This is a genomic window from Pantoea sp. WEP (assembly GCF_041678305.1).
In the GTDB taxonomy this organism is placed as follows: domain Bacteria; phylum Pseudomonadota; class Gammaproteobacteria; order Enterobacterales; family Enterobacteriaceae; genus Pantoea; species Pantoea dispersa.
This window is the reverse complement of record NZ_JBGNXB010000002.1, coordinates 591,061-617,666: the sequence shown is the minus strand read 5'-3', so window position 1 is coordinate 617,666 and position 26,606 is coordinate 591,061. Positions and strand designations below refer to the sequence as shown.

The following is a 26,606-nucleotide window of genomic DNA, read 5'->3' as shown; positions in this document are numbered from 1 at the left end:
GTGTCCCTTCCTTCGGCACGTTAAGCATCACTGCACTGCACTATCACTTAACGCCAACTCCTCCCCATGCGCTGCGACTCGATCAGCCCGGTAATAGCGCACCACATCGCCCACAATCAGTAACGACGGCGACACCGGTTTTTGCTGCTCAACAGTTTCAGGCAACCCGGCCAGCGTGGTGATCAGCACCCGCTGGTTCTGACGCGTACCGTTCTCAATGATCGCCACCGGCGTTGCCTCACTGCGGCCATATTCCCGTAACCGGGCGCTAATCACGCTGCTCCAGCTTAACCCCATGTAAAACACCAGCGTCTGATTGGTTGCGGTCAGCGCCGCCGCATCCAGCTGCGGCTCGCCGCTGCGCCCGTGTCCGGTGATAAAGCGCAATGACTGGGCACAGTCACGGTGCGTCAGTGGAATGCCGCTGGCAGCCGCACAGCCCACGGCGGCGGTAATGCCGGGCACCACTTCGCAGACAATATTCGCCTGTTGCAGACTGACCATCTCTTCACCGCCACGGCCAAAGATAAAGGGATCGCCGCCTTTTAAACGTACGACATTGCGCCCGCTGGCAGCCAGGTCCACCAGCAGTTGATTAATCTGTGCCTGCTTCAGGCCGTGATGGCCCGGCTGTTTACCTACGTCGATACAGAGTGCGCTGCTGGCGACTTCCGCCATCACCGCTTCGCTGACCAGGCGATCATAGACCACGACATCCGCACGTTGCAGCAGGCGCAGCGCCTTGACTGTCAGTAGTTCCACATCCCCCGGTCCGGCCCCTACCAGCCAGACTTTGCCAGGGCTGGACGCGTTGTCCGGCGCCAGCAGTTTATCTAAAGGATTGATCGCAATCATCATTCTTCCTCCGGTACAGCAACGGAAAGCAACAGGTGTTTTAGCTCCGGCAGGCACGAGCCACAGTTGGTACCACAGTTGAGTGCGTTACCCAGTGCCTGAGTGCTGTGACAGCCCTGTTTAATCGCCTGTAAGATGGTGTTTTCCCCGACGCCAAAGCAGCTACAGATCGTCCGGCCAGCCATGGCACGTTGTGCCGATTGTCCCGCTAGCAGAGCATGCCGATCCGCCGCATTCACCGGTGCCTGGCGAAAAGCCTGCGCAACCCACTCATGATTGATCTCGGGTAAAGACGCGCCTGCATAAAAGACCAGGTGCAGCTCACCGTTACGCCAGGCCAGCAGGCGGTAATACGGTTCCGCCGCATGAGCGGTTTGCAGTTGCAGCCCGGCCAGCGGGATCGTTGCCATGAGCCACTGTTCTGGTGAACCGTCTCCAGCCACGCTAAAGCGTTGCACGCCCTCATAGGGTGTTCGCGCCCAGTAGCGCAGCGCATCAGGCGGGCTTGCGTCGCGCTGCCAGAGCCAGCCCTGCCAGCTGGCGTTGAGCGGGTGGATACGCACAGCGGTTTGTTTAAATGCAGGCTGTGCCGAGACTGGACAGCGGGTTGAAGCCACCAGTCCGCCAACCGTGCCCTGCAGGCTGAACTGTCGGTTCCAGTGCATAGGGACAAAGATCTCACCGCGCCGCAGACCGCTGTCCAGCGTCACACGCACCGTCACCCAGCCCGCGTCGGACTGCACCCGTGCCAGTGCGCCCGCGCACAGGCCATAGCGTTGTGCGTCCTGCGGATGCAGGGCTGCAAATGGCTCATCACAATGCTGCATGAGCCGGGGAACCAGGCCGGTACGCGTCATGGTGTGCCACTGATCGCGGATCCGTCCGCTGTTCATTAATAACGGGTAAGCCGTTTCGCACACCACTGGCTGCGGCGTGGCCGGTGGCAACAGGCGGGCTTTACCATCAGGATGGTAAAAGTGCCGGTCGCTAAACAGCCGGGCGCAGCCCTCGGGATAACGAGCGTTGATTGGCCACTGTACCGGCTTCATCGCATCCCACTGTGCGTCGCTCATACCGGCCAGACCGCTGATATCAAAGGCGCGCTGGCCGTTGTTCTCAAACCCCGACAACGCCGCATGCTCGCGGAAGATGGCTGCCGGATGCGTCCAGGTAAAGCCTTCATGAAAGCCCAGACGCTGGGCGACCTGCGCGAGTAACCACCAGTCCGGTTTAGCTTCTCCGGCCGGAGGCATAAACGCGCGCTGACGGGAAATCCGGCGTTCAGAATTGGTCACGGTGCCGTTCTTTTCCCCCCAGCCCTGCGCGGGTAGCAAAATATGCGCAAAGGCGGTGGTATCCGTTTGCGCCAGCACGTCTGACACAATTACCAGCGGACAGGCAGCCAGCGCCCGGGCAATGCGATTGCCTTCTGGCATCGAAACCGCCGGATTGGTGCCCATAATCCACACAGCTTTGATTGCTCCACGGTCAATGGCGTCAAACAGATCAACCGCCGTCAGGCCGGGCTCACGCGCCATACGCGGACTGCGCCAGAAACGCTGTAAACGGTCGCAATCTTCTGCGGTGAAACTCATATGCGCCGCCAGTTGGTTGGCCAGCCCCCCTACTTCCCGCCCGCCCATCGCATTCGGCTGTCCGGTCAGCGAAAACGGGCCGCAGCCGGGTCGGCCAATCTTGCCGCTCAGCAGGTGCGCATTGAGAATAGCATTGTTGTTGTCACTGCCGCTTTGTGACTGGTTAATGCCCATGCACCATAAGGTCAGTACGCGCTCATGCCGGGTAAACAACCCGTAGAACGCGGCGATCACTTCATGGCTGATATCACAATGGGCTGCCACCGCCGCACCATCCCACTGCCGCGCGGCCCGTAAGGTTGTGTCTACACCGTCCAGATGCGGCAGCATCGTGACGTCAATGCCGTCATGCTGTTCCAGCCAGTGCAGCAGGCCCGAGAACAGGGCCGGATCGCTGCCCGGCCGGAGCGGTAAATGCAGATCGGCGAATTCACAACTGGCCGTGCGGCGCGGATCGATAACCACAACCTGCATCTCAGGGCGCTGCACTTTTGCCTGTTTCAGGCGCTGAAACAGCACCGGATGGGCCCAGGCGGCGTTCGAGCCGACAAGAATGACTACCTCGGCCTCATCCAGATCCTCGTAACAGCACGGTACGGCATCCGCCCCAAATGCCCGTTTATAGCCTGTCACCGCGGAGGCCATACACAGGCGTGAATTGGTATCGATGTTGGCGACGCCGAGAAAGCCTTTCATCAGTTTGTTCGCCACATAGTAATCTTCCGTGAGCAACTGGCCGGAACCGTAGAAAGCCACTGCCTCCGGGCCATGCGCATCGATAATCCTGCGCAAACCATCAGCCGCGGCATCCAGTGCCGTCTCCATGCTGACCCGCTGGTGATGAAGTTGAGGATGCAGCAACCGTCCGGCCTGTGTCAGGGTTTCGCCCAGTGCCGCGCCCTTTACGCATAGCCGCCCGGCATTGGCCGGATGACGGGTATCGCCACTGACCTGAGGCGACGCGCTCTGCGGCTGCGTGACCTCGACGCCGCAGCCCACCCCGCAATAAGCGCAGGTAGTTTTCATGATGCCTGCGCCATCAGGTTAAGCGGACGGTTTGCGACCCAGACCTGGCCGTCCTCCAGTTTAACCGGCCAGCAACGCAGCTGATGCTGGGGATTATCAAGGCTCTGTCCGTCACGCAGGCGTACACGCTGTTTGTAAAGCGGCGAGATCACCACCGGCTCCCCCGCAACATCACCAAGGATACCGCGTGACAGTACGCTGGCTTCGCTGCCCGGCTCACGATCCTCCAGCGCATAACAGTCATCACCCATGCGGAATAAGGCAATACGGACGCTGCCAAGACGGGCTCCGATGCCGGCCTCTGGCGGAATGTCCTCCAGTGGGCAGATTTCGCTCCAGCGTTCGGCGGGCAGATGCATCAGGGGAATACCACTGGCCTTGTGTGGCTGGCGCTGTCCGCGCACGCGTGCATAGTGCAGCGTTTCATCCGGCTGATCGCTGTTCACTGTGGCGGTAAACAGCGCACGTCGCGAGGGATCGGCCAGCGTGGTCTGCCATTCGCATTGCCAGGTGTCCACCACCTGTTGCATTTCCTGTTCCAGCGTGGCGGCGATCCCCAGGCTGTCATGAATCACCACCTCACGCAGGTAGTCCAGCCCGCCCTCCATGTTATCCATCCAGACGCTGGTACGCTGCAGGCGATCCGCCGTGCGCACGTAGAACATCAGAATCCGGTCGACGTACTGGATTAGCGTGTCATCGTCCAGATCGCTGGCAAACAGTTCCGCATGGCGCGGCTTCATGCCGCCATTGCCGCAGACGTACAGGTTCCAGCCGTTTTCCGTGGCGATGACCCCGATATCTTTACTTTGTGCTTCCGCACATTCGCGGGTGCAGCCGGACACCGCCATCTTGATCTTATGCGGTGCGCGCAGACCCTTATACCGGTTCTCCAGCGCGATGGCGAAGGCGGTAGAATCCTGCACGCCATAACGGCACCAGGTCGAGCCGACGCAGGATTTCACCGTACGCAGGGATTTTCCGTAGGCATGACCGGTTTCAAAACCGGCTTCCAGCAGGGTTTCCCAGATAGCAGGCAGCTGGTCCAGCCGCGCACCAAACAGATCGATACGCTGGCCGCCGGTAATTTTGGTATAGAGATCGTAACGCACGGCCACTTCGCCGATGGCAATCAGGCCCTGTGGCGTGATCTCGCCCCCCGGCACGCGCGGTACGACCGAATAGGTGCCATCTTTCTGGATATTGGCAAAGTAACGGTCATTCGTGTCCTGTAACGGTAAATGTGCCGGTTTCAGCAGGTAATCGTTCCAGCACGAGGCCAGTAGCGACCCCACCAGCGGTTTGCATACCTCGCAACCACAACCCCGTCCGTGGCTGGCCAGCAGATCGTCAAAGGTTTTGATGCCATTAATACGGATCAGGTGATACAGCTCCTGACGGGAATAGGCGAAGTGCTCACAGATGTCTTTTTTAACAGCGACGCCCAGGTTTTCCAGCTGAAGCTCCATCACCTGTTTTACCAGCGCGGCGCAGCCGCCACAGCCTGTTGCGGCTTTAGTGCAGCTTTTTATACTGGCCATATCGCCACAGCCACTTTGCACCGCATGGCAGATATCGCCTTTACTGACGTTGTGGCAGGAACACACCTGGGCACTGTCCGGCAGCGCAGCGACGCCCAACCCTTTGGCCGGCGCGCCATTCAACGCAGGCAAAATCAGCGCTTCCGCTGCCGTCGGCAGCGGCATGGCGTTTAACATCATTTGCAGGAGCGTGGCATAGTCGCTGCTGTCTCCCACCAGCACGCCGCCCAGCAGTCGTGCATTGTCGGCGCTAACCACGATCTTCTTGTAAATGCCTTTTGGCCCGTTGGCCCAGTGGTAGCTCAGGCTGCCCGGCGTTTTGCCGTGCGCATCGCCAAAGGAGGCGACTTCTACGCCCAGCAGCTTCAGTTTAGTGCTCATGTCGGCACCGGTGAACTGCGCCGGTTCGGCCGCCAGATGCCCGGCCAGCACACGCGCCATCTGGTAGCCAGGCGCTACCAGGCCAAAAATCTGCCCGTTCCACAACGCGCATTCGCCGATAGCATAAATGTCGCTGTCACTCGTCTGGCATTGATCATTGATGGTAATGCCGCCGCGCGGCCCCACGCTGATGTCGGCGCTCCGGGCCAGCTCATCACGCGGGCGGATACCGGCAGAGAACAGCACCAGATCGGTGGCCAGCTCGCCGCCATCGGCAAAGTGCAGCACCAGACTGCCGTCAGGCTGGGTGGCAATCTGTTCGGTCTGCTTCGAGGTATGCACCGTCACGCCCAGCGAGTCGATCTTTTGCCGCAGCATCAGCGCCCCGCCGTCATCCAGTTGCACGGCCATCAGGCGCGGCGCAAACTCAACCACGTGCGTCTCCAGCCCCAGCTGCTTCAGCGCATTGGCGGCTTCCAGCCCCAGCAGCCCGCCGCCGATCACCACGCCGCGCTGACTCTGGCGGGCACAAGCTGCGATGGCATCCAGATCGTCCAGCGTGCGGTAGACAAAGCAGCGCCCGGCGTCATGGCCGGGTACCGGTGGTACAAAGGCGCGGGAGCCGGTGGCCAACACCAGCTTATCCCAGGCCAGCTCACGTCCCGCGCTGTCACGCAGGCTGCGCTGCTGGCGATCGATCGCCTCTACCCGGCAACCGCTGCGCAGTTCAATTGCGTTCCGGGCAAAAAAATCCTCGCTCACCAGCGACAACTCTGTTGCCGTTTTACCGGTGAAATACTCAGAAAGGTGAACCCGATCGTAAGCCTGATAGCGCTCTTCGCCGTAGACCACAATGTGATAATGCTGATGCAGGTTACGGGCGACCAGCTGCTCCAGAAAATGGTGGCTGACCATGCCGTGACCCACCACGGCTAATACAGGTTTCGTTTGGCTCATCACAGGGTTTCCTGCAGCCAGCGGCTGCGTTTCAGGTTCATCAAGGCCGAACAGCGTATTCACAGAAACCGGTCCGGCATTATGGAGTTGGTTCAGCAGCGCGCCACTTTGCTGGCAGTCGCCATACAGCAGCACGCCGTTCAGTCGGCCGTCTTTGAGGAACAGGCGGCGATAGTGCCCGGCGATCGGGTCAAAACTGGTGACAGACGGGGCTTCGCGAACGTCACCAGCGCTAAACAGGGAAATGCCGCTGACTTTGAGACGGGTGCCCGTGGCCGCACTGTAGAAATCTCCCTGAGGCCGATCGGCCAGTTGCGCCGCCAGAATCTTTGCCTGGGCCAGACAGGGCGCGACCAGACCGAAGGTCTCGCCGCTGATTTCACAACATTCGCCTACGGCATAAATTCCGGCGTGCGCAGTGCGCAACTGGCGATCCACCAGAATGCCGCGCTGACAGGGAATACCGGCGGCCTGCGCCAGGGCGATCGCCGGCTGGACACCAATGGCCATCACCACCTGCTGCGCCGCCAGCACACGGCCATCGTGGAGGATCACGCTATCCGTGCGGATCGCCGCAAGGCTGGCATTCAGTTCACAGCGAATGCCGCGCGCCCGGAGCTGAGCCAGCAGTAATTCCCCTGCCCTGATATCCAGCTGTCTGTCCAGCAAACGTGACTGACGATGAATCAGCGTGACCTGACGTCCCTGCGCCTGAAGTCCGGCGGCGGCTTCAATACCCAGATAGCCCCCACCGACCACCACTACCGGACCGTGCCCGGCCAGCAAAGTGTTCACATCCTGCAGCGTGCGAAACGTGCTGACATGCGGCAGGTCGCTGCCTGGAACAGACGGCCTGCAGGGCTGCGATCCGGTTGCCAGTACCAGGCGGTCCCAGTGCAGCAGGCGCTGGTCGGTGCGTAAGGTCCGCTCAGCAATATTCACCTGTTCCACCGTCTCTCCCACCCGCAATGTTATGCCGTGACGGTGATACCAGTCAGGGTCGTGGATCAGCGTTTGCTCAACGGTGGTTTCTCCGGCCAGCAGCGGCGACAACAGCACACGGTTATAGTTGCCGTGCGGCTCACGGCCAATCACAGTGATGTCGTAACGCATCGGCGCCAGCTGCAACAGAGTTTCTACCATGTGCATGCCCGCCATCCCGTTACCCGCAACCAGCAGCCGTTGTCTCATGGTGTCGTCCTTATGCCGCCGAAGTCTGTTTTTCGTAGAGAAAATGCAGCACTTTCTGGCGCAGCTGGTGATAACGCACGTCATCCGCCAGCGCCACGCGTGAACGCGGCCGGACCAGGTCGATCGTCAGGATATCGCCCACCTGCGCCGCCGGACCGTTGGTCATCATCAGTACCCGATCGGACAGCAACACGGCTTCATCCACATCATGGGTAATCAGGACGATGGTGGTGTTCAGCGCCTGCTGGATGCGCATGACGCTGTCCTGCAGATGCGCGCGCGTTAAGGCATCCAGCGCACCGAAGGGTTCGTCGAGCAGCAGCACGCGAGGTTTCATTGCCAGCGCGCGGGCGATACCGACACGCTGCTTCATGCCGCCGGAGATCTCGCCGGGGCGTTTATGCATGGCATGACTCATTTGCACCTGGTTCAGGTTGTGCTCGATCCAGTCACGCATTTCCGCCTTGTTCATCTTGCCTTTAAACACCTGCTCTACCGCCAGCTCAACGTTCTGATACGCCGTCAGCCAGGGCAACAGCGAGTGGTTTTGAAACACAACGGCGCGCTCAGGGCCGGGGCCGGTGACTTCGCGGTTATCGCATAACAGGACGCCGCTGGTAGGTCGGGTTAAACCGGCGATCAGGTTGAGCAGCGTGGATTTACCACAGCCGGAGTGGCCGATCAGGCTCAGGGTTTCCCCCTGATGAATATCAAAGCTGACATTATCGAGCGCCAGAAAATCGCCGCCGGAAGTGGTAAAACGCTGGCTGACCTGCTGTACACGAATGATAGGTTGCATAGTGTTCCCCTTATTTATCCCAGCTAAAGCGACGCGCCAGCAGCATCAGTCCCTGCTCCAGTAGCAGGCCGACGACGCCAATCAGCAAAATGGCAATCAGGATGTTTTCAACATTGAGGTTGTTCCACTCGTTCCAGATCCAGAAGCCGATCCCCAGGCCTCCCGTCAGCATTTCGGCAGCCACGATCACCAGCCAGGCGATACCAATCGACAGGCGGACCCCGGTCAGCACCGCAGGCAGAACGGCGGGAAACAGGATGCGGCGCAGGATGGTCCATTCCGACAGTTGCAGCACGCGCGCCACATTGAGGTAATCCTGTGGAATGCGCTGTACACCTTCGGCGGTATTAATAATCATCGGCCAGATAGAACAGATAAAAATGGTCCAGCTGGAGGCCGGTTCGGCGCGCTGGAACAGCAGCAGGCCGATAGGCAGCCAGGCCAGCGGGCTGACCGGACGCAGTAGCGCGATAACAGGATTGAACATGCGTGCCACAAAGGCAAAACGCCCCAGCAGAAAGCCTGCGGGAATCCCCACCAGCGCGGCCAGGCCAAAGCCGATAGCGACGCGCTGCAGCGAGGCCAGCACATTCCAGCCGATGCCCTGATCGTTAGGGCCGTTGTTATAGAACGGATCGGCGAACAGGATTTTCGCCGCTTCCCAGGTGGCGTACGGGCCGGGAAAGCCTTTGCTGGAAAGGGCCGCGATCTGCCAGATCAGAAGCAGAAGCATCACACCGCACAGCGCGGGAATGGCACGCTGCAAAAACGGACGCAGGCGCGCAGGCGAGCGCATCTTTTTTGGCGTGACCTGAAGGGGCACCACCGTGGCCCGGGTGGGCAGCGTCTCAGGCTGCGTCAGGGAGCGAGTCTGGCTTTTCATCACGACCTCTCTTTGTGGTTAATGGCAAAGCTGGCGGCGTAAACGGCAGGATTCGTGCCATCCCACACCTTGCCGTCGATCAGGGTGCTGCTGCGCATCTCACTGCCGGGCAACGTGATGTTGCCGACGGCGCTCGCTGCCTGTTTGTAGATATCAATTCGGTTGATCTGCTTTGCGACGCCCAGATAGTCCGGATCCTCGGTCAGCATTCCCCAGCGCTTAAGCTGGGTGAGGAACCACATGCCATCGGACAGATACGGGAAACTGACGCTGCCGTCATGGAAGAAGCGCATCGCATGCGGGTCCTGCCATTTCTGTCCCAGCCCGTTTTCGTACTGGCCGAGCATGCGACCCTGCAGAATCTCAGGTTTGGTGTTGATCCAGGCGCGTCCGGCCAGCACCTGCGCCGTTTCGCGGCGGTTATCATCGGAGGCATCGATCCAGCGTGCCGCCTCCAGGACAGCCGCCGTCAGCGCGCGCGCCGTATTGGGGTTCTCTTTCACCCACGCGGCGCGGGTGCCAAGAATTTTTTCGGGGTGATCGGGCCAAATCTGCTGACTGGTAGCGACGGTAAAACCAATATCATCACTGATAGCGCGCTGATTCCACGGCTCGCCCACACAGAAGCCGCTCATATTGCCAATCTTCATATTCATCACCATCTGCGGCGGCGGCACGACGACAGTGCGCACGTCATCAAATGGATTGATACCGGCATTCGCCAGCCAGTAGTAGAGCCACATCGCGTGGGTACTGGTCGGAAAGGTATGCGCAAAGGTGAGACTGCCTTTGGCCTTGCTGTCGATGGTCTTTTTCAGGCTGGCGGCATCGGTGACCTTTTGCGCTTTAAGCTGGTTCGACAGGGAGATTGCCTGGCCATTGTTATTGAGCGTCATCAGGTTCGCCATCGCATGCTGAGGGCCGGCAACGCCCAGTTGCAGGCCATAGATCATGCTGTACAGGACGTGTGACGCATCGAGCTCACCGGAGATCAGTTTGTCGCGGACGGCTGCCCAACTGGCTTCTTTACTGGGCTGTAGCGTCAGACCATATTTTTTGTCGAAGCCTTTCACCGAGGCCATGACGACCGGCGCACAGTCGGTCAGTGGAATAAATCCCACCCGCACGGTGGCTTTTTCTGGCGCATCGGAACCCGCCGCCCATACGGCGTTGCGCAATCCCGGCAACAGCCACAGCCCGCCAGCGGCGGCGCTGGATAACAGCAGTTGACGTCGAGACAGTGAAACTGGCGATTTGCTCATTTTTTGCCACCCTCAGGAAATAAAAAAAGGCGTCCTCTCCACTGCTTTCACAGGGAGATGGACGCCTTTATCCAAAAGCACTCGCTTTACCGCCGTTGGCAAAGCAAATGCATACACTTAATAGGGTAAAGCAAACTGCATGCCAGCTTTGAAACGGCCCTGCGCGTGGCGATCAGGGCTTTCGCCGGGCTGGTTTTTTAACCGATTTTGCACGTTTGTGACGCAGACCACGCACAAGCATTGTGCAGCTAACGCTTTAGAGTTATCTCTTCATTGTGGCTGCCACCGTGACGATCGCCTGGGCGATTTCCGGTAGCCGTTTATTCTGATCCATCGCGCTTTTACGCAGCCGTTGCCAGGCGTGCTCTTCACTCAGCCCATGCTGCTGCATCAGCCAGGTTTTGGCCTGGTCGAGCAGTTTGCGCTCTTCCAGCGTGGCGCGCAGGGTGGCCAGCTCATTGGCCTGATGCTGTAAACGCTGAGACTGCTCCGTGATCAACGACAGCAGTGAACGACCCAGCTGGGGTGCCAGCCCGTCGCTGTTCAGCGCACCGGACTCGGTGGGCAGCCAGTCCACCCCGGAGACATATAATGTAAAATCGCAGCCCGACTGCGCCACATGCAGAGGTTCAGCTGCCTGATGCTGTGCCAGTGCGATCGCCTCGCGGCAGCGCAACATCAGCGTGGCTGACAGCCGATCCTCCAGCAATTTCATTTGGTCGATGCGCTGTGACAGCAGCGAAAACCAGTGCAGCGCGCCACTGTCGTCCCGCCGACCGTCGGTACAGGCAATGCGTCGCAGTCGTTCAATTTCACGACTGGCCTGCGCCAGCGGCTGCCAGTGGTGTAAAACCGCCTCATCGGCAAACTGCTGGAAGGTCGAAAAGCTTTGTTCCTGTGCTTCAATTAAGGCCACCATGGCGCTGCGCTGCTCCGCGCTGAATTGTCCGGCAGCAAAGCCGGCCGCTCCCAGGGCGCGTTCCTGTCCCGTCAGCTCTTTGCCCTGCATAAAGCTGAACAGCGCAATGAGCGCGCGGGTAATGTCAGGATGGCTGGCGGTGTCGGCGGCCTCAAAAACCAGGTTCAGTAAGCTACGGATAATGGTACTGAACGCCGCAACGGCCTGCGCGTGCGCGATCTGCTGTTGCGTAATCTGCTGGCGCAACGCCGGTAATCCTGCCAGGGCCTGCAGCGCGGCGGCGATCAGGTTGCAGAAGCGGCTGTATCCCGGCTGGGCTTCAACCCTGGGTAAGGCCTGGCAAAAATCCCGTTGGCAGCGCGTCACATCCTGCTCACTGGCGAGCCGTTGCTCGCCGTAAAGCCTGCCTTCTGAACATATCCACAGATTGCTCGCCCCCCGCTCGCGCTGAAGCTGATGCACCAGCTCGCTGACGGTGGTAATGAGTTTGCCGGTCTGGCGAAGGCGTTGCAGGCTGGCAATATCGCTTTGCCTTGAGGCCTGTAACCAACTCAGTGCGTCATCCATTGCTCCCCCACCCTTTGATGCCAAAAAGTGAGTCAAGCAAAAGCCGTGCCGTTTTCGTATCACCTCATTTCTCTTCACGAGAATCGCAGCGGCTGCCCGGTCATAAAAATCTTTCTATGACCAAAAAGTATCCCGGTCCGCGTGGAGACGAGAACGTAGTGGTCTAAACAATGTTTTTGATTTTCTGACAAATTTCGCAAATTTACCGACAGGCGAAAATCTGAACTTGCAAATCATGCCGTTGTGGATATGCTATATACATAGCATATACGTTTCATATAAAGGCCAGCCATGGGTATCGTCAAAATTTCGGATTTAATGCATGAGAACCTGCGCATCGCCAGCACGGCGCTCAGTCGTTCGATCAACGCGCAGGCGGAGCACTGGATGAAAATCGGCATGCTGGCCGAACTTTATCCGCAGCTCAGCCATCAGGAACTGACGCGCCTGCTGATGCGGGTCGAACGTGATGGCGGCGCTGACCTGGCGCAGCTGCTTGACCAACCTTCCTTTATTCCGCAGGGAATCGCGCAATGAGTATTAAACTGCATACCGCTGAAGAGATTGAACGGGCGCGCGCCGCCGGTCACGCCGCCGCCAAAGTTCTCGAGATGATCGCGCCCTGGGTGAAACCCGGCGTTACCACCGATGAACTGGATCGCCGCTGTCATGACTATATTGTCAATGAGCTAAAGGTCATTCCGGCTAACATTGGCTATCAGGGTTACACCCGTACCGTTTGCACCTCGGTTAATCACGTGGTGTGCCACGGGATTCCGGGCGAGAAAAAGCTCAAAGACGGCGACATCGTCAATATCGACGTGGCGGTCATCAAAGACGGCTGGTACGGCGACACCAGCCGCATGTATTTCGTCGGTCAGCCGTCGGTACGCGCTAAGCGCCTGGTTGACGTGACGTATGAATCAATGGTGGCAGGCATTCGGGTGGTGAAACCCGGTGCCACGCTGGGCGATATCGGTGCGGCTATTCAGCAGGTCGCTGAAAAGGCCGGGTTTTCCGTGGTCCGCGAGTATTGCGGTCACGGCGTTGGCGAGATCTACCACGGCGATCCACAAATCCTGCATTACGGCACGCCGGGCCAGGGGCTGGCGCTGCAGGCTGGCATGATTTTTACCATTGAGCCCATGATTAACGCCGGTAAAGCGGGCACCAGCGTGCTGTCCGATGGCTGGACGGTGGTGACCAAAGATCGCTCCCTGTCCGCGCAGTGGGAGCACACTGTTGCCGTCACGGATACCGGCTTCGACCTGCTCACACCCTGGCCGGAGGGGACCGGTGATTACGCCGCGATCGTTTAACATCTGCCAATCGTCCAATCTGTGATCTCTATTGTAGTACAATCAAAATAGATTGTACTACACTGCTTACTCATGACGATTTATATCGCTCATGTGCAACATCACTATCGGCATAGTTAATGCTGCCGCGTGACCGAAATAAAATGATTTTTATTTTTCGGCTGCACTTCATTTATTGCTTAGCAAGCGAAACAGATCATTCATGACATCGCTACCCTTGCGCCCGTCTGCCGGCGCGGAGTGGCGTAATGCTGCGTGACGAGGTGGATATGATAAGTTCCGATGTTTCTGGTTCTACGTTGAGTCAATTAAATAAGCGCATCATCCCGTTTATCGTGATCTCTTATTTTGTCGCTAATCTCGATAAAACCAATATCTCTATCGCTGCGCTGCAAATGAATGCCGATCTCGGGCTTACCACCAGCATGTACGGCCTCGGTGTCGGCATGTTCTATATTTCCTACATTCTGTTTGAAATTCCCAGCAATGTCATTATGACCAAAGTCGGCGCCCGGCGCTGGATAGCGCGCATTATGATTACCTGGGGTATTGTCAGTACCGGCATGGCGCTGGTTCATAGCGCCAATCAGTTATATGTGATGCGTTTTTTACTCGGTATGGCCGAAGCCGGTTTTGCGCCGGGTATTATCTATTATATTTCCTGCTGGTTCCCTAAAAGTAACCGCGCACGGGCAATGTCTTTCTTTTATATGGGATCGGTGGGCGCGTCGATTATTGGTCTGCCCATTTCCGGTGCCATTCTCAATATGCATGGCATTGCCGATATCGCAGGCTGGCGCTGGCTTTTCGCGCTGGAAGGCATTCCCGCAGTGGTGCTTGGTTGTCTGGTGCTGTGGCGCTTACCCGATAAGCCCGACGATGCTGTCTGGTTAACTACACCGCAAAAACACTGGCTGCGTCAGCGCCTCGAACAGGACAATCTGGGTGTTACCCTGAATAAGAACCACTCCTGGCTGCAGGCATTAAAAGATCGTACGGTGTTATTGCTTAGTCTGGTGTGGTTTTTACAGGCGTTCGGTTCCATCGGCATTACGCTGTTCATGCCGTTGATTATTAAAAGCATGGCCGCAGAGCAGAGCAATTTTATTATCAGCCTGTTATCCGCCCTGCCCTTTGTGATGGCCTGCGTATTTATGTATTTAAACGGACGCCATTCCGATCGTAGCGGTGAACGCGCCTGGCATATGGGTTTGCCATTAATTTTATCGGGCCTGGCATTAACCGGCGCGATTTATTCGGGCAGCCTGCTGCTCGCCTATATTTTGCTGGTCTTGACCGTCGGGCTTAACTTTGCCCTGACGCCAATATTCTGGGCCGTGACCACAGAAAAATTAGCTGGCGTAGCCGCTGCGGCATCGATTGCCTTTATCAATACGGTGGCAAACTTTGTCGGACTGGGTTTACCGCCGCTGCTGGGAAAAATGAAAGATGCGACGCAAAGTTATCACTCAGGATTGCTGATTGTGGCGATGGCGCTGATTGCCGGCGGTATTCTCGGTATTATTATCGCCCGTCCATCGGGCGGTGCCGGTGCCAGCAAAACCCGCGCACCGCATGCCGAAACCGGGCACTGAACGTGATTACGGCCCGCCTGCGGGCCTGACACTGGCCATCGCCTCTATCACCTCAGTCATACGCTGAATCACCATCTGCGCCGCCCGCGATAGCTGGCGCGACGGCGCAGTACACAGCGCCAGGGTCAGCGGTCGCATCACGCTGTGCCTGAGCGGTACGAAGCAGAGCTGGTTCTCCTGCACCTCGGTCATCACGTCCAGCAGGCTCAGCACGCTGATGCCGGTGCCCTGCGCGATCAGGCTGCGAATCAGGCGGATGTCATTACAGGCGATAATGTTTTCCGGCGCCAGGCCCTGCTTGCGGTACAGCGCATCGACACGTTCGTGGACCACCAGCGCGGCGCCAGGCACAATGTGCCGCTCATGACTGAGTTCGCTGAGCGACAGCAGCGGCCTCGTGCTAAGCGGATGGTCAGCGGCCATCACCACGCCCATCTCCAGTTCGGCAAACGCCAGCACTTCCAGTCCGCTCTGCCCGGCGGGATCGAGAATCAGGCCAAAATCGATTTCCGACTGGCGAATCATCTGGCTGATGCGGTGGCTGTTGTCCACCGTCAGCTCCAGCCGCAGCCACTGATGCTGGCGTGCGATATCGGCAATGGCGTCTGCCACGCTGCCTTTGGTCAGCGACTGCACCAGCCCGGCCGTGACGTTACCGCGCTTGAGTCCCTGTATATCATCGAAACGCTGCCGCGTGACGCGAAACTCACGCTGCCAGCGCATCACATCGTCATACAGCAATTCTCCGGCGGTGGTCATGCGCAGCCCTTCCGGCAAACGTTCGAACAGCGGCGTACCAAAACTCTCTTCCGCCTGCAGAATCTGCCGGTTAATGGCGGAAGCGGAAACGTGCAGCTGCTCAGCGGCTTTGCGCAAACTGCCGCTGCGCGCCACTTCGGCAAAATAGACGGCAAAGCGGGAAAACGGGCTCATTGCTCACCTGTACGGTTTTTTGCAACACCTGGCTGCATTCTTGCTGATGGATTTGCACAGGCAAGCATATTAACAATGTCCTGACAAAAATGAAGCCTTCTATTTCGCCTTGTGTGAGCACCTGACAGGACAACAGCATGAATAACATTACGCCTCCCGCACACTGCACGTTTGAACCTGATGACTGGCTGCGTCTGGCGCGTCAGTGGCATCCGGTTGCCCGTTCCTGTGATATCGCCGGCGCACCGACCAAAGCGATGCTGCTTGACGAGCAGCTGGTGCTGTATCGTCTGCAGGGTCAGGTGGTAGCGGCACGCGACGTTTGCCCGCATCGTGGCGTCCCGCTGACGCTGGGTTTTCATGATGAAGAGGGTATCGTCTGCCCTTATCACGGCTTGCGCTTCGGTGCCGGTGGCCGCTGCAATCGCATCCCGTCCAGCCCCGATCAGCCGATTCCGGCCAAACTCAATCTGATCAGCTATGCGGTGGAAGAGCGCTTTGGGCTGATTTGGGTGTGCCTCGCACCGGATGCTGACCAGCCCGCGCCGCTGCCCACCATGCCGCACTGGGATGATGCCGGTTTTCAACAGATCAACTGCCCCGGTTTTGACGTCAACGGCTTTGCCGGACGTCAGGTGGAAGGTTTTCTGGATGTGGCGCACTTCGCCTGGGTGCACACGGAAACCTTCGCCGATCCCAACAACCAGGTAGTGCCTGCCTATAACCCGGTCGAAACCGAGACCGGCTTTGCCGTGGATTACTGGAGCTCAGTGAGTAACTTTGCCGCGGACAGTCCGCAGCAGGCGCCGGAAGGATTTAGCTGGCTGCGTCATTTCGAGATGCATCTGCCGTTTACCGCCACGCTGACCATTCATTTCCCCGGCGAATCGCGCCTGGTGATCATGAACGCCGCGTCGCCGGTGTCGGCGCGCAAAACGCGGATGTTTGCGCCCATCGCGCGTAATTTTGACCTGCACATCCCGGTCGAAGAGGTGCACGCCTTCAATCAGCGCGTGTTCGAGGAAGATCGCCTGATGGTGGAAACCCAGCAGCCGGAGCGTTTGCCGCTTGACCTCGCTCTGGAAGCGCATATTCCGGCCGATCGCAGCTCCATTGCTTATCGCCGCGGCCTGAAGCGCATGGGCTTCGGCGAATTTTTCCTGGTGTAAGGAGGCAACGATGAGTGATCTGCTGAATGTGGTGGTGGATGGCCTGTACCGTCAGGGACGTCACAATCTCAGCGTCACGCTGGTGGCGGAAAATGGCCAGCCGCTGCCGGACTGGCAACCGGGTGCGCACATTGATGTCCACCTGCGTGATGGCCTGATACGTCAGTACTCACTGACCGGACGCTGCGATGACGCGCGCGGCTATCAAATCTGTATTGCCCGCGACGGGCAATCACGCGGGGGATCGCGCTACGTGCACGACACGCTGCGCCCCGGCCAGACGATTGCGATTTCGCCACCGCGCAACCTGTTTCCTCTGCAACCGGCCGCTAAAGTCATTTTGCTGGCGGCCGGAATTGGCATTACGCCGCTGTACGCCATGGCGCTGGCGCTGGAGGCCGCCGCCGTGCCTTTTGTGCTGCATTATTTTTTGCGCCAGCGCGGTGATGAAGCTTTTGCCGCCGAACTGGCGCAGCGTTTTCAGCATGGATTTTGTGAAATCTGGTACAGCAGCGAAGGCCGCAGCGCCCGTGATTATCCACCGGCGGAACTGCTTGATGCTGCCGCCGACACGCATCTGTACCTGTGCGGGCCGGAAGGGTTTATGACGCACATGCAGCAGCAGGCGCTGGCGCGCGGCTGGGACAGCGCCAATATTCACGCTGAAGCGTTCAAACCTGCCGTCCGCACGGCTGGCGCGGAAGAGGGCTTTACCGTGACGCTGGCACGCAGTGGGCAGCAATGCACCATTCCACCTGACAAAACCATTGCCACGGTGCTGCTGGAGCATGGCGTCGACGTTCCGCTCTCCTGCGCGATGGGCATGTGCGGCGCCTGCCTGACGCGGGTCACCGCCGGAGAGATCGATCATCGCGATACCGTGCAGTCTGACAACGAAAAAAGCGCCCCGGAGCAGTACATCGCCTTGTGCTGCTCGCGCAGCAAATCGGCGGAACTGGTGATTGATCTCTAGGGCGCGCGGCAAAATGACTTAATCCGTGCCGGAAAGCTCAGGTTCTGTGCGCAGCACAATGGCTTCTTCTGCCGCCTGTGGCAACAGCTGCAGCAGCCTGCTGGCCATCTGGCTTTCCTGCTGCAGGATGCGCCGCACGATCCTGACATCCTCCCCCTCTTCAGCCTGCTCTGCGGCCACCAGCAACGTTGAGTAGGTGGCGATTTTATAGTTACAGAACACGTAGCTGCTGACGGCCACACGGATGCCCTCTTCATCCTGCAGCATGTCGCTGGCGGCCTGACCGACCGCCGACATCCGGCCTAACGACTCCTTCAGCACCGACCAGCTGCTGTCATACTGGCGCAGCAGCGTTTTCACCTGCTGCTGCTGTTCACGACTTTGCTCAAGATACTGCTCAAGGCGCGTCTGCAATGCGGGATGCTCCGTCAGGCGTAACACCGCCGCTTTCAACAAGCTTTCCGCGTGTTTTTCCATAGCATGCGCATCGCGCAGCCAGTCCAGATACACAGATTCCTTCGTCATGTTTCGCTCCAAAGTAAAGTGACACCGGCCAGGCACATCAGCCGCGTTGGATGCTCGTCACTGAGCCGGCAGCACGCTCTTACCTCATCGCTTTCAGGCTGTTTATCTGAAAATAAGCGAAGCGCTAATTAAGTCCAGGCGAACAACTTAATTAAACGTAGCAAGTAAGCGCAGCTGTGCAAGAAAGGTTTTTAAGAATTGCGACAGCGGATAATTGTCATAACCTCATCGAATCACATTAGCGGCGCTAAAAGAATGCTTCCCTTTATGAAAGTAAAATGTTAACAATTCCACCCCAGATGTTTTGCCGGAATAAATCAGCTGGAATTGACTCATAGTTAAACAACCAACGTGCTGTAAATTAAAAGTTAAGATTATTCCTGGCTTGATTATGGTAAAAACATCGCTACATTTATTTTTGCTTCATGCGGGTATGAACTGAGAGGAAAAAAATGAAGGATCCAAAGAAGAAACCTGAAGAGGAAGAAAAAGTGACGCAACGTCGTGGGGGTTCAGGCAACTTCGCAGCCGATAAGGAGCGCGCGGCTGAAGCAGGCCGCAAGGGTGGTCAGGTCAGTGGCGGTAACTTTAAGAACGATCCACAGCGTGCCATTGAAGCCGGCAGGAAGGGAGGAAAGATCAGTCGTCGTAAATAAGACTTTCCCCTCTTAATACTGATTTAACCTCGATAACCTTTGGCACCACACTCTCCTGACATTGTGTTTACGCTTCGCTTAAATGCGTGATAAACCTTGTCAGGAGAGTAATTTTCTCGCTGGAAAACAATTAATCGATCAAATCTTCAGCGATCCGGCAGCATTTACCGCTTCGCTTATAATTCCTCAATTGCATCGTTTATTTACCACGAATTTAAACCATTGCTTATTTAACTAACAAATCCGCAGCGGCTATATTTGTACAAGCCACACAGACTTGTACACTTTTATTTAAGCGGTTTTTATAACCTGCGCTGATATATACACAAGCTTACAATTAGCTAACTCCGCATTATTAAAGGGATAATTGCATCTGCGATGCACCTTACCGGGGTTAATCCGCCGCTATCCACTTGATATCCCCTCTGTTTTAGCTAAATTCTCCCTTCAGGCTCACACACGCGTCGTTTACCCTGACGCTAAGGAAACCCATGAACGCTGAACTCAATGACTGTATCGCGCTGTGCTATCGCTGCGCGACCGCCTGCGACCACTGTGCAGCGGCTTGTCTGCTGGACGCTGACGCCAGTGAGATGAGCGTCTGCATTAGCCTGAATCAGCAGTGCGCGGCGCTGTGTCGCGTAACCGCCCAACTGCTGGCTGCCCAGAGTGAACTGAGCGAGCAGCTCTGTACCATCACGTCGATGGCCTGTCAGCTGGCCGGTTGGGAGTGCCAGAAGCACCAGCATCCACACTGTCAGACCTGTGCAGAAATTTGCCTGCAGTGCGCAGATAGCTGCATGACGGTGGGCATGGCGGAATAACGGATTGAGGTACCGGGAGGGCGGTGGCAGGTCGCCAGTGCGGTGACTGGCGACCTGGCTTAATGATCCTGCATCACCAACCCGCCATCGACATACAGCGTCTGGCCGGTGACAAATTCGCTCCATGCTGATGCCAGAAACAGCACCGGCCCGGTGATATCCGCAGCGCGCGCCAGTCGTCCGAGCGGCGTTTGCGCCGTCAGCGTATGGCGGACCGCTTCTGGCGTATGCTGACTGGCATCGGTGGGATACACCAGTCCCGGCGCCACGCAGTTCACCCGAATACCCAGCGCCCCCAGTTCGGCCGCCAGCGTCCGGCTAAAGCCCGTCAGCGCGGTTTTTGCGGTGATATAGTCGTGGTAAGCCACCGCTGGCCGGGCGATCAAATCACTCACCAGATTGATGATACTGCCGCGCGCGCGGCGGCGCATCAGCGGCAAGGCCGCCTGACACACGTTGTAGCAGGCGTTCACTGCGCCATCAAACTGCGTCTGGTAAGCGGACCAGGACGTTTCCCAGAAGCGCTGGCGCTGGTCCGGATCGAAGCGATAAGGTGCGAAGGCATTGTTCACCACCACATCCAGTCGGCCGGTGGCGGCGTCGATCTGCTGCATCATATCGGCTACCTGTGCGGCACAGGTCACATCGGCGGCAATCGCCAGTGCCCCCCCGCCCTGTGCTTCACAGGCCGCCACCACCTGCGCAGCGGCGTCGTGATTACGTAAATAGTTCACCACGACAAACGCGCCTTCGGCGGCAAAGGCCTGGGCAATGGCGGCGCCAATACCGCGGCTGGCGCCGGTCACCAGCACGGTGTGATTGCTGAATTTCATTGCGTTTCTCCACGCCCGCTCAGTCAAGATAGGGCGCATAGTGTTCAGCGGCGGTTTCCGCCGCCTGTTCGATTTCGCACAGGGTGACCAGATCCAGCAGGCTAAAACGGCCATCGTGATGCCAGCCCGCCTCCGGTGAAGTCATGTTACCCAGCGCCGTGATGCGCGTGACGCCCGCCGCACCGAGCTGCGCCGCCAGCCGAAACAGCACCTCGGGCGCGGCCGCGAGGCCAACGCTTTGCAGATACGCGCGCTGCGCGGCTACCCAGCTTACCGTCTCCTCCAGCGTATCCACGGCAATCACCTTCAGCGTGCGTCCGAGCGCGCCCGGTTGTAACGGCTCCGGCTTATCGACGTACACCACCGCCCAGGCATCGTGCTCATCACCGTACAGCGTGCGGTCACCGCTCAGCGCACGCATTTCCTCCGCGTTGCGCCACGCGGCCACAGCCTGACTTTCACCCAGCGTCAGCGTCGCGCGCGGATAGCGCTGTGCCAGCGCGGCAAGTTCATGGGCGAGGTAAGCAGCAAACTCCTGCGGCGTCACCCGGCCGCCGCGCTCAATAAACAGCGCCTGCGGCGAGTAACAGCCAGCCTGGTCATAGCGCATCACATCGTAAGCCACCTGACGCGCCAGCGCCGTACCGCGCCGCACGTCCAGCGCCGAGCGCGCCACCATGCCAAAACTGATTTTGTGGCCGTGCGGCAGAAAGCGCGTGGCTGGCGGCAGACGCCGCTGCATCGCCGTCAGCGCGGCTTCTCCGCCATAAGCCATCACCACGTCTGCCTCGCGGAACCACTGCTGCTCAGTGCGTTCATCACCGCCCTGCCACCATACAACGGCCAGACAGTCGCCCAGCTGCGGATCGATCTCCGCCAGCAGCTGGGCGAACCAGCCCGCCATCAGCGGCTCAGCGCTCGCCACTTTGCCCACGCTTCCCGCCTTCACCAGCAGGCCGGCAATCAGGCTCCACAGTGGCAAACCCGGCACATTGCCGGCCCAGACCTGCAGCAACAGCTGTGGACCAAACGCGCGGGCAAAGCCGCCTTTTGGCCGCGGCTGAAAATCGTCCAGCATCTGCACGTTGCCGAAATCCTCCGCCAGAAAACGCCGCAGCTGCGGTTCACGGAAGGTTTTGAGATAGCCGGTTAAACCGAGCCGCAGCATCCCGGCGTCATAGCCGGTAACCAGCGGCAGCAACCGCTCCGCCTGCTGGCGCAACGGGTGCGAACGGTCAAGCAGGCGCGCGATGGCTTCATCAATCAACGCGGTGATGCGCGCTACGCTCAGGGTGTGCAGGTAGCGGCGCGCGTTATCGCGTACGCTGGCCGCCAGCGTGGCAATCTGCGCCTCGGACAGCACCGGCACGCACACTTCCAGCGTGCTGCCTTGCTGGCCAAAGTGCAGGCTGTGCCACGCCACCTCGCTGTGGCGGATGCCCGGCAGATGGCCGGCATACACTTTCATGCCCGTGCCTGCGCAGCAGCGAGAAACGATTCCATCGCCAGCGAGCAGCCTTTGGCATCGGCGCCCGCGACGCGGCCCAGCAGCTGAAACCCGCCGGGCACCATCACGCCGGCATCTTCGGTCAGAATGGCGGAAACAGAATTGAAATGGGCGAGATCGTGATGCACCAGTACGCCTGTCTCCCCTTCCGGCACGTCCGCACCGGTCAGCGGATTGACCACGCGCGTGCGGATCCAGTGCGGTCCGGATTTCACCGGCGGGCAGATTTCATTGCCGGCATCGTAAAACTGGGTGCTGAGTTCAGTCATGCCGTACATATTGATGCAGTGCGAACGTGGCACGCCGAACGTCTGCTGCAGCGCGTTATAAAACGCCTCCGCCGCAACTTCACGCGACTGGCCCTTAAAGCCCCCGGTGTCGAGGATGCGGCTGCCCGGTGGCAGCCTGAAACGCCGCTGCTGACGCGCCAGTTCGTCCAGCAGATGGACAAAACTGTAGCTGGCACCCAGCAGGGCATAGGGTTGGCCGCTGGCCTGCGCCTGCTCCAGCGCGGCGATCAGACGCGGCAGTTTCAGCCCCTGCGCATCCACCATCACTTCGCTGTCTGGCGTGCCACATTCTTGCATCGCCAGCGTCAGATAATGGGCCAGCGAAGAGTGCGGCAGCTCGCTGCTGTGCGGAAACAGGATCGCCATCGGCAGGCGCGGATGTCCGGCCATAAAGCGCTGGCGGAAATTGATCAGCATCGAGCGATCGTAAACCACCAGCGTCGGGTGATAGCTGCGCCCCCGCCCAGTACCCGTGGTGCCGCTGGTCATAAAGATGTGGGGAATCTCCGCCACCGGACGGCAGCTCAGCGTCAGATCTTTAAACGCCGTAATCGGCACCGCCGGAATCTGCCGCCACTGTTTGACCGTCAGCGGCGTGCGGCCGCGCTGGCGGGCGAAACGGGCGTAGGGAAGATTGTGTTCGAATTGCCACGCGAACAGCTGCAGCGCCAGCTGGTTGAAATCCGCTTCCGTGGTTTCCTGGCGCTGCATAAACGCCAGCAGCGCGGCGATGATTGACGCTTCGGTCATGAAGGTGCCCTCTTTGGACTGCGGCATAACGGCCTGCCAGGGCCTGAGAAATGCGCAGGATTCGCAGAAAGGCGCAAAGAGGGAATGAGGGCGTGCAGTGACCCCGGTTCCACATCCCTACGCCGGTATTAGCCGGATCAGGTTCAGAGGGTCACTACGTTGCCGGCCGTGACAGCCGCGCGGGTAGAATCTCAGCCCTCTAACAGGGCACCCCTTGGAACAAGCTGCATTCTGGGGTTGGAACGGGGGGCGTGTCAAGGCGGGAAGGCGCAGAACCCCCTCGCTTCAGCAACGCGATTATTAACGCGCAATATCACTCACAGGAGCGCGATCAGCCCGGCTGACGCAGGCAAAGCGATCGCTGAGCAGCGGATAGTTTTGCGCATCCGGCAGTTCAAAGTGCCACCATTCGGTGGGCATGCCGACAAAACCGCCGCCGAGCATGATGGCGTTCAGCAACAGGCGATGGCGCTGCGCCTGCTGCGGCACGTTGGGATGGAACGGGTGCGACTCAGCAGACATGTCGTCAAACCCGGTCCCCATTTCCAGAATGTTGCCCGCCTCATCCACCAGCGTCACATCGATCGCCACGCCACGGCTGTGATTCGAGCCCCGCGCCGGTGGCACCACATAATCCGCGTCGGGACAGGCATCCCACAAGTGCCACTGCGCCTGCTGCGGACGATACGCGTCCAGCACCAGCAGGCGGAACCCCGCCAGCCGGGCGATGTCACTGCTGCGGCGCAGCGCGGCGGCGGCATCCGGATGCAGCAGCGCCTGCGCGTCGCGATAAATGGCATACCCGGCGATGTTATCGGCGGTGGCGTATTTCAGATCAAATATCAGGCCCGGCAAGGTGGCAGCCAAATCGATTAATTCAACGTCCTGCACTGTACATCATCCTGTTAATTGTTAGCCGGCAGCGTAAACGGCTGGCGCGGCAGCGTGGTGAGTCGCTCTGCGCCCTGTGCCGTGACGCGCACGGTTTCACTGAAGGCGAGGCCCTGCGCTGAAATATACATGTGAAACACCATGTTTTCCTCCAGTAACCACGGCGCCTGAGGATGAAAACAGCAGCTGAAATCGCTCGGACGCGGAGTGCGCGTATACAGACCCAGCGCATAACCGGTGATGTTGCTGTAATCCTCACGCAGCCCGGCGCTGAGCACCGCCTCACGCGCGACGGCATCCACCGTACAAGCCGCAATGCCCGGCTTCATCGCCCGTAGCTGGCGATCCTGAATGGCGATCAGCTGTTGTGCCAGCGCCGCGCGCGCCGCAGAGATTTCACCGACAATCAGCGGACGCATCAGGCGCGCGCTGTAGTGCCGCACTTTTGGGATCAGCTCAACGTGCAGCACATCGCCCGCTTGCAGACGCTGCTCATGGCCGCTGGCATGTAAAAATCCGCTGTCGCCGCTGGCGATAACAATCGGTCCGGTTTCACCGCTGTCAGCGCCAAGCCACAGAAATTGTGCCGCCGCCAGCGCGGCGACATCACGCACGCGCCAGCCGCCCTGCACCTGCGCACTCAGCTGGGCCAGCGTGGCATCGGCAATGCCGGCGGCCTGGCGTAAGCTGGCGATTTCAGCCTGAAATTTAACGCTGCGCAACCGGTCGCTGAGACCGCTGACATCACACCAGCGCACCCCGGGCAGATGGCGCGCCAGCTGCTGCCAGCTATGCACCGTCATGCCGTAGGATGCATAATCCGCGCCCAGCCGCGCCCGCTGATAGCCGCGCCGCGTCAGGCTTTGCGCCACCGCCAGCCACGGATCGTCTTCATCACGGTACGCGTCAATCGCCAGCTGCGGTGACTGCGCGCGGCACGGCGCGGCATCCAGCTGGCGCAGCACCATCCATGGTTCGTCCTGCAACGGCACCAGACAGGCACGATAACGCGTTTCCGACACGGTATAACCGGTTAACCATGCCAGCAGTTCGCCATGATCGATCAGCATCACCTCGATATCGGCGGCGCGCATGGCGCTGCGCAGCCGTGACAGCGCGTCGGCGATCATGACGCCGGTTCAACCGGCTGGCAGATGTCGAGGATGGCCAGCAAATAGATGCGCACCATATCGAGAAACTCACTGATCTCGACGCGCTCGTCCGGCATGGTGTTGTACTTGCCGCCGGGCCCGCACACGATGCCCTCCATGCCCGCATGCTGATACAGGTGCGCCGCATCGGTACCGTAGAAGGCGGGCGGCGTGATCACCCCGGTGGGCTGCGGCGTGCCGCGCACAGTCTGCCAGCCGCGATTGACCGCTTTAACGATTGGCGATTCCAGCGACACCTCAAACGGCAGCATGGTGGGTTTATCGCGCAGGCCGTCATCGAACAGCTGCGCCTGCAGGCCCGGATAGCGCTGGCACAGTGCATCCAGCAGGGCCTGCAGGTCGGCCAGCACGCCGTCTACCGTTTGCCCCGGCGCAAAGCGGGCGGAGCCTTTCAGGCGGACAAAATCCGCGACCTGCGGCGGCCGCCACTCCTGCAAATCACGCCCCAGCGCACCGTGTACGGTGCCAATATGACCACGGTTAATTTTGCGGTGTTCTGCGCTTTTCGCTCCGCTGAAGGTGATGTTATTGATCTGTGGAATCAGTTCAACCGCCGCCGCAATCGCGTCGACCGCCTCCTCACGCTTTGACAGATGGCGCGTATCGCCGGTCAGTTCAATGGTGAACATCAGCGAGCCGGCATGCATGGTCAGCGCCTGTAGATCTGTTGGTTCGGCATTGATGAAATAGTCGGCGCGTATGCCCTGCTCAATCGCCGCCAGCGTACCGATGCCGCCCTGTAACTCGCCGACCACGTAAGTGAGGATCACGTCGCCCCTGAGCTTCACGCCGGCATCAATCAACGTCTTCAGCGCGCAGAAATAGGCGGCATCGCCCGCTTTCATGTTAGAAACGCCGATGCCGTAAATAAACTGCTCGTCGATTTTTCCCGCCCAGGGATCGACGGTCCAGCCTTCGGTGACCGGGTTAGTATCAAGATGGCCGTTGAACAGCAGGCTGTGGCCGCCCCCGCTACCGGCCAGCCGCCCAATGGCGTTCAGCCGATCGCCAGCCACCGGCTGCAGCTCGGTTTCCAGCCCCAGCTGCGCCATCTGTTCTGCCATATAGCGGGCTAATTCGCGTTCGCCCTCGGTGGCACTGTAACTTTTGTGCTGCACCATTTTTGCCAGGAAAGCGAGGCAGTATTCACGATCGATGTGATGAATTAACTCTTCAGGGTTCATGCGCTTCTC

Annotated in this window: 22 protein-coding genes and 1 riboswitch; of the genes, 7 read left to right on the top strand and 15 right to left on the bottom strand. The window is 59.2% G+C overall.

Features of this window, described 5'->3' with window-relative positions:
• Positions 1 to 27: 27 nt before the first annotated feature.
• From cobA to ABVR31_RS22180, 7 genes are all read right to left on the bottom strand, one after another.
• On the bottom strand, positions 28 to 858 hold the full coding sequence (cobA, locus tag ABVR31_RS22210) for a uroporphyrinogen-III C-methyltransferase (protein ID WP_104187748.1): 831 nt from the start codon (positions 856 to 858) through the stop codon (positions 28 to 30).
• Complete coding sequence (locus ABVR31_RS22205) at positions 855 to 3,476, bottom strand: molybdopterin-dependent oxidoreductase (protein WP_372774642.1); 2,622 nt, start codon at positions 3,474 to 3,476, stop codon at positions 855 to 857. The genes cobA and ABVR31_RS22205 overlap by 4 nt, the downstream gene beginning before the upstream one ends.
• Positions 3,473 to 7,546 (bottom strand): nitrite reductase large subunit NirB, encoded by a 4,074-nt coding sequence (gene nirB / locus ABVR31_RS22200; RefSeq protein WP_372774640.1) that lies wholly within the window; start codon positions 7,544 to 7,546, stop codon positions 3,473 to 3,475. The genes ABVR31_RS22205 and nirB overlap by 4 nt, the downstream gene beginning before the upstream one ends.
• Before the next feature lie 10 nt (positions 7,547 to 7,556).
• Positions 7,557 to 8,345 (bottom strand): ABC transporter ATP-binding protein, encoded by a 789-nt coding sequence (locus tag ABVR31_RS22195; RefSeq protein WP_021508711.1) that lies wholly within the window; start codon positions 8,343 to 8,345, stop codon positions 7,557 to 7,559.
• A 10-nt stretch (positions 8,346 to 8,355) separates the two neighbouring features.
• A complete protein-coding gene (gene ntrB / locus ABVR31_RS22190) occupies positions 8,356 to 9,228 on the bottom strand; it encodes a nitrate ABC transporter permease (protein ID WP_021508712.1) in 873 nt (290 codons plus the stop codon).
• Positions 9,228 to 10,490 carry a CmpA/NrtA family ABC transporter substrate-binding protein gene (locus ABVR31_RS22185; protein WP_372774638.1) on the bottom strand — a complete coding sequence of 421 codons (1,263 nt, stop codon included), beginning with the start codon at positions 10,488 to 10,490 and terminating at the stop codon, positions 9,228 to 9,230. Before ABVR31_RS22185 ends, ntrB begins: the two co-directional genes overlap by 1 nt.
• Positions 10,491 to 10,752: 262 nt before the next feature.
• Positions 10,753 to 11,976, bottom strand: coding sequence for a nitrate regulatory protein (locus ABVR31_RS22180; RefSeq protein ID WP_021508714.1), 1,224 nt, complete (start codon positions 11,974 to 11,976; stop codon positions 10,753 to 10,755).
• A 291-nt stretch (positions 11,977 to 12,267) separates the two neighbouring features.
• On the opposite strand from ABVR31_RS22180, the gene ABVR31_RS22175 reads away from it, so the two are divergent.
• From ABVR31_RS22175 to ABVR31_RS22165, 3 genes are all read left to right on the top strand, one after another.
• Positions 12,268 to 12,513 (top strand): ParD-like family protein, encoded by a 246-nt coding sequence (locus ABVR31_RS22175; RefSeq protein WP_288422328.1) that lies wholly within the window; start codon positions 12,268 to 12,270, stop codon positions 12,511 to 12,513.
• The gene (gene map / locus ABVR31_RS22170; protein ID WP_150059739.1) at positions 12,510 to 13,295 is read left to right on the top strand and encodes a type I methionyl aminopeptidase; all 786 of its coding nucleotides are present in this window, start codon (positions 12,510 to 12,512) and stop codon (positions 13,293 to 13,295) included. Before ABVR31_RS22175 ends, map begins: the two co-directional genes overlap by 4 nt.
• Positions 13,296 to 13,564: 269 nt before the next feature.
• Entirely contained in the window at positions 13,565 to 14,890 is a 1,326-nt protein-coding gene (locus ABVR31_RS22165; protein WP_372774635.1) for an MFS transporter, read from the top strand.
• A 6-nt stretch (positions 14,891 to 14,896) separates the two neighbouring features.
• On the opposite strand, the gene ABVR31_RS22160 is transcribed toward ABVR31_RS22165, so the two are convergent.
• Positions 14,897 to 15,823 (bottom strand): LysR family transcriptional regulator, encoded by a 927-nt coding sequence (locus ABVR31_RS22160; RefSeq protein ID WP_021508717.1) that lies wholly within the window; start codon positions 15,821 to 15,823, stop codon positions 14,897 to 14,899.
• A gap of 137 nt (positions 15,824 to 15,960) precedes the next feature.
• Here ABVR31_RS22160 and hpxD point away from each other — a divergent pair, with 137 nt between their 5' ends.
• Positions 15,961 to 16,992, top strand: a complete 1,032-nt coding sequence (hpxD, locus tag ABVR31_RS22155) for a molybdenum cofactor-independent xanthine hydroxylase subunit HpxD (protein ID WP_372774633.1) — start codon at positions 15,961 to 15,963, stop codon at positions 16,990 to 16,992.
• A 10-nt stretch (positions 16,993 to 17,002) separates the two neighbouring features.
• Complete coding sequence (locus ABVR31_RS22150; RefSeq protein WP_372774631.1) at positions 17,003 to 17,965, top strand: 2Fe-2S iron-sulfur cluster-binding protein; 963 nt, start codon at positions 17,003 to 17,005, stop codon at positions 17,963 to 17,965.
• Between the two features lie 18 nt (positions 17,966 to 17,983).
• On the opposite strand, the gene ABVR31_RS22145 is transcribed toward ABVR31_RS22150, so the two are convergent.
• Positions 17,984 to 18,490, bottom strand: coding sequence for a ferritin-like domain-containing protein (locus tag ABVR31_RS22145; RefSeq protein ID WP_041387188.1), 507 nt, complete (start codon positions 18,488 to 18,490; stop codon positions 17,984 to 17,986).
• Between the two features lie 491 nt (positions 18,491 to 18,981).
• Between ABVR31_RS22145 and ABVR31_RS22140 the strand changes: the two genes are divergently transcribed.
• Together ABVR31_RS22140 and ABVR31_RS22135 are read left to right on the top strand one after the other, a co-directional pair.
• Positions 18,982 to 19,146, top strand: coding sequence for a general stress protein (locus tag ABVR31_RS22140; protein WP_010615780.1), 165 nt, complete (start codon positions 18,982 to 18,984; stop codon positions 19,144 to 19,146).
• Positions 19,147 to 19,637: 491 nt separating this feature from the next.
• Positions 19,638 to 19,970: a four-helix bundle copper-binding protein gene (locus ABVR31_RS22135; RefSeq protein WP_058758661.1), complete on the top strand. Its 333-nt coding sequence runs from the start codon at positions 19,638 to 19,640 to the stop codon at positions 19,968 to 19,970.
• A 59-nt stretch (positions 19,971 to 20,029) separates the two neighbouring features.
• On the opposite strand, the gene ABVR31_RS22130 is transcribed toward ABVR31_RS22135, so the two are convergent.
• The 6 genes from ABVR31_RS22130 to ABVR31_RS22105 all read right to left on the bottom strand — a co-directional run bounded on the left by ABVR31_RS22130 (position 20,030) and on the right by ABVR31_RS22105 (position 26,597).
• Positions 20,030 to 20,803 (bottom strand): SDR family oxidoreductase, encoded by a 774-nt coding sequence (locus ABVR31_RS22130; RefSeq protein ID WP_372774628.1) that lies wholly within the window; start codon positions 20,801 to 20,803, stop codon positions 20,030 to 20,032.
• Between the two features lie 19 nt (positions 20,804 to 20,822).
• Complete coding sequence (locus ABVR31_RS22125) at positions 20,823 to 22,271, bottom strand: acyl-CoA reductase (protein WP_372774626.1); 1,449 nt, start codon at positions 22,269 to 22,271, stop codon at positions 20,823 to 20,825.
• Positions 22,268 to 23,377 (bottom strand): long-chain fatty acid--CoA ligase, encoded by a 1,110-nt coding sequence (locus ABVR31_RS22120; RefSeq protein WP_372774624.1) that lies wholly within the window; start codon positions 23,375 to 23,377, stop codon positions 22,268 to 22,270. The genes ABVR31_RS22125 and ABVR31_RS22120 overlap by 4 nt, the downstream gene beginning before the upstream one ends.
• A 68-nt stretch (positions 23,378 to 23,445) precedes the next feature.
• Positions 23,446 to 23,575: riboswitch (TPP riboswitch) on the bottom strand.
• A gap of 75 nt (positions 23,576 to 23,650) precedes the next feature.
• A complete protein-coding gene (ddpX, locus tag ABVR31_RS22115) occupies positions 23,651 to 24,241 on the bottom strand; it encodes a D-alanyl-D-alanine dipeptidase (protein WP_346303211.1) in 591 nt (196 codons plus the stop codon).
• A 14-nt stretch (positions 24,242 to 24,255) separates the two neighbouring features.
• Entirely contained in the window at positions 24,256 to 25,371 is a 1,116-nt protein-coding gene (locus ABVR31_RS22110; protein ID WP_371221228.1) for a M24 family metallopeptidase, read from the bottom strand.
• On the bottom strand, positions 25,368 to 26,597 hold the full coding sequence (locus tag ABVR31_RS22105) for a M20 family metallopeptidase (protein ID WP_288422312.1): 1,230 nt from the start codon (positions 26,595 to 26,597) through the stop codon (positions 25,368 to 25,370). The genes ABVR31_RS22110 and ABVR31_RS22105 overlap by 4 nt, the downstream gene beginning before the upstream one ends.
• Positions 26,598 to 26,606: the final 9 nt, after the last annotated feature.

Bases quoted from the DNA above. Each gene is read 5' to 3' on its own strand.
- cobA (WP_104187748.1), bottom strand. From the start codon at position 858: ATGATGATTGCGATCAATCCTTTAGATAAACTGCTGGCGCCGGACAAC.
- ABVR31_RS22205 (WP_372774642.1), bottom strand. From the start codon at position 3,476: ATGAAAACTACCTGCGCTTATTGCGGGGTGGGCTGCGGCGTCGAGGTC.
- nirB (WP_372774640.1), bottom strand. From the start codon at position 7,546: ATGAGACAACGGCTGCTGGTTGCGGGTAACGGGATGGCGGGCATGCAC.
- ABVR31_RS22195 (WP_021508711.1), bottom strand. From the start codon at position 8,345: ATGCAACCTATCATTCGTGTACAGCAGGTCAGCCAGCGTTTTACCACT.
- ntrB (WP_021508712.1), bottom strand. From the start codon at position 9,228: ATGAAAAGCCAGACTCGCTCCCTGACGCAGCCTGAGACGCTGCCCACC.
- ABVR31_RS22185 (WP_372774638.1), bottom strand. From the start codon at position 10,490: ATGAGCAAATCGCCAGTTTCACTGTCTCGACGTCAACTGCTGTTATCC.
- ABVR31_RS22180 (WP_021508714.1), bottom strand. From the start codon at position 11,976: ATGGATGACGCACTGAGTTGGTTACAGGCCTCAAGGCAAAGCGATATT.
- ABVR31_RS22175 (WP_288422328.1), top strand. From the start codon at position 12,268: ATGGGTATCGTCAAAATTTCGGATTTAATGCATGAGAACCTGCGCATC.
- map (WP_150059739.1), top strand. From the start codon at position 12,510: ATGAGTATTAAACTGCATACCGCTGAAGAGATTGAACGGGCGCGCGCC.
- ABVR31_RS22165 (WP_372774635.1), top strand. From the start codon at position 13,565: ATGATAAGTTCCGATGTTTCTGGTTCTACGTTGAGTCAATTAAATAAG.
- ABVR31_RS22160 (WP_021508717.1), bottom strand. From the start codon at position 15,823: ATGAGCCCGTTTTCCCGCTTTGCCGTCTATTTTGCCGAAGTGGCGCGC.
- hpxD (WP_372774633.1), top strand. From the start codon at position 15,961: ATGAATAACATTACGCCTCCCGCACACTGCACGTTTGAACCTGATGAC.
- ABVR31_RS22150 (WP_372774631.1), top strand. From the start codon at position 17,003: ATGAGTGATCTGCTGAATGTGGTGGTGGATGGCCTGTACCGTCAGGGA.
- ABVR31_RS22145 (WP_041387188.1), bottom strand. From the start codon at position 18,490: ATGACGAAGGAATCTGTGTATCTGGACTGGCTGCGCGATGCGCATGCT.
- ABVR31_RS22135 (WP_058758661.1), top strand. From the start codon at position 19,638: ATGAACGCTGAACTCAATGACTGTATCGCGCTGTGCTATCGCTGCGCG.
- ABVR31_RS22130 (WP_372774628.1), bottom strand. From the start codon at position 20,803: ATGAAATTCAGCAATCACACCGTGCTGGTGACCGGCGCCAGCCGCGGT.
- ABVR31_RS22125 (WP_372774626.1), bottom strand. From the start codon at position 22,271: ATGAAAGTGTATGCCGGCCATCTGCCGGGCATCCGCCACAGCGAGGTG.
- ABVR31_RS22120 (WP_372774624.1), bottom strand. From the start codon at position 23,377: ATGCCGCAGTCCAAAGAGGGCACCTTCATGACCGAAGCGTCAATCATC.
- ABVR31_RS22110 (WP_371221228.1), bottom strand. From the start codon at position 25,371: ATGATCGCCGACGCGCTGTCACGGCTGCGCAGCGCCATGCGCGCCGCC.
- ABVR31_RS22105 (WP_288422312.1), bottom strand. From the start codon at position 26,597: ATGAACCCTGAAGAGTTAATTCATCACATCGATCGTGAATACTGCCTC.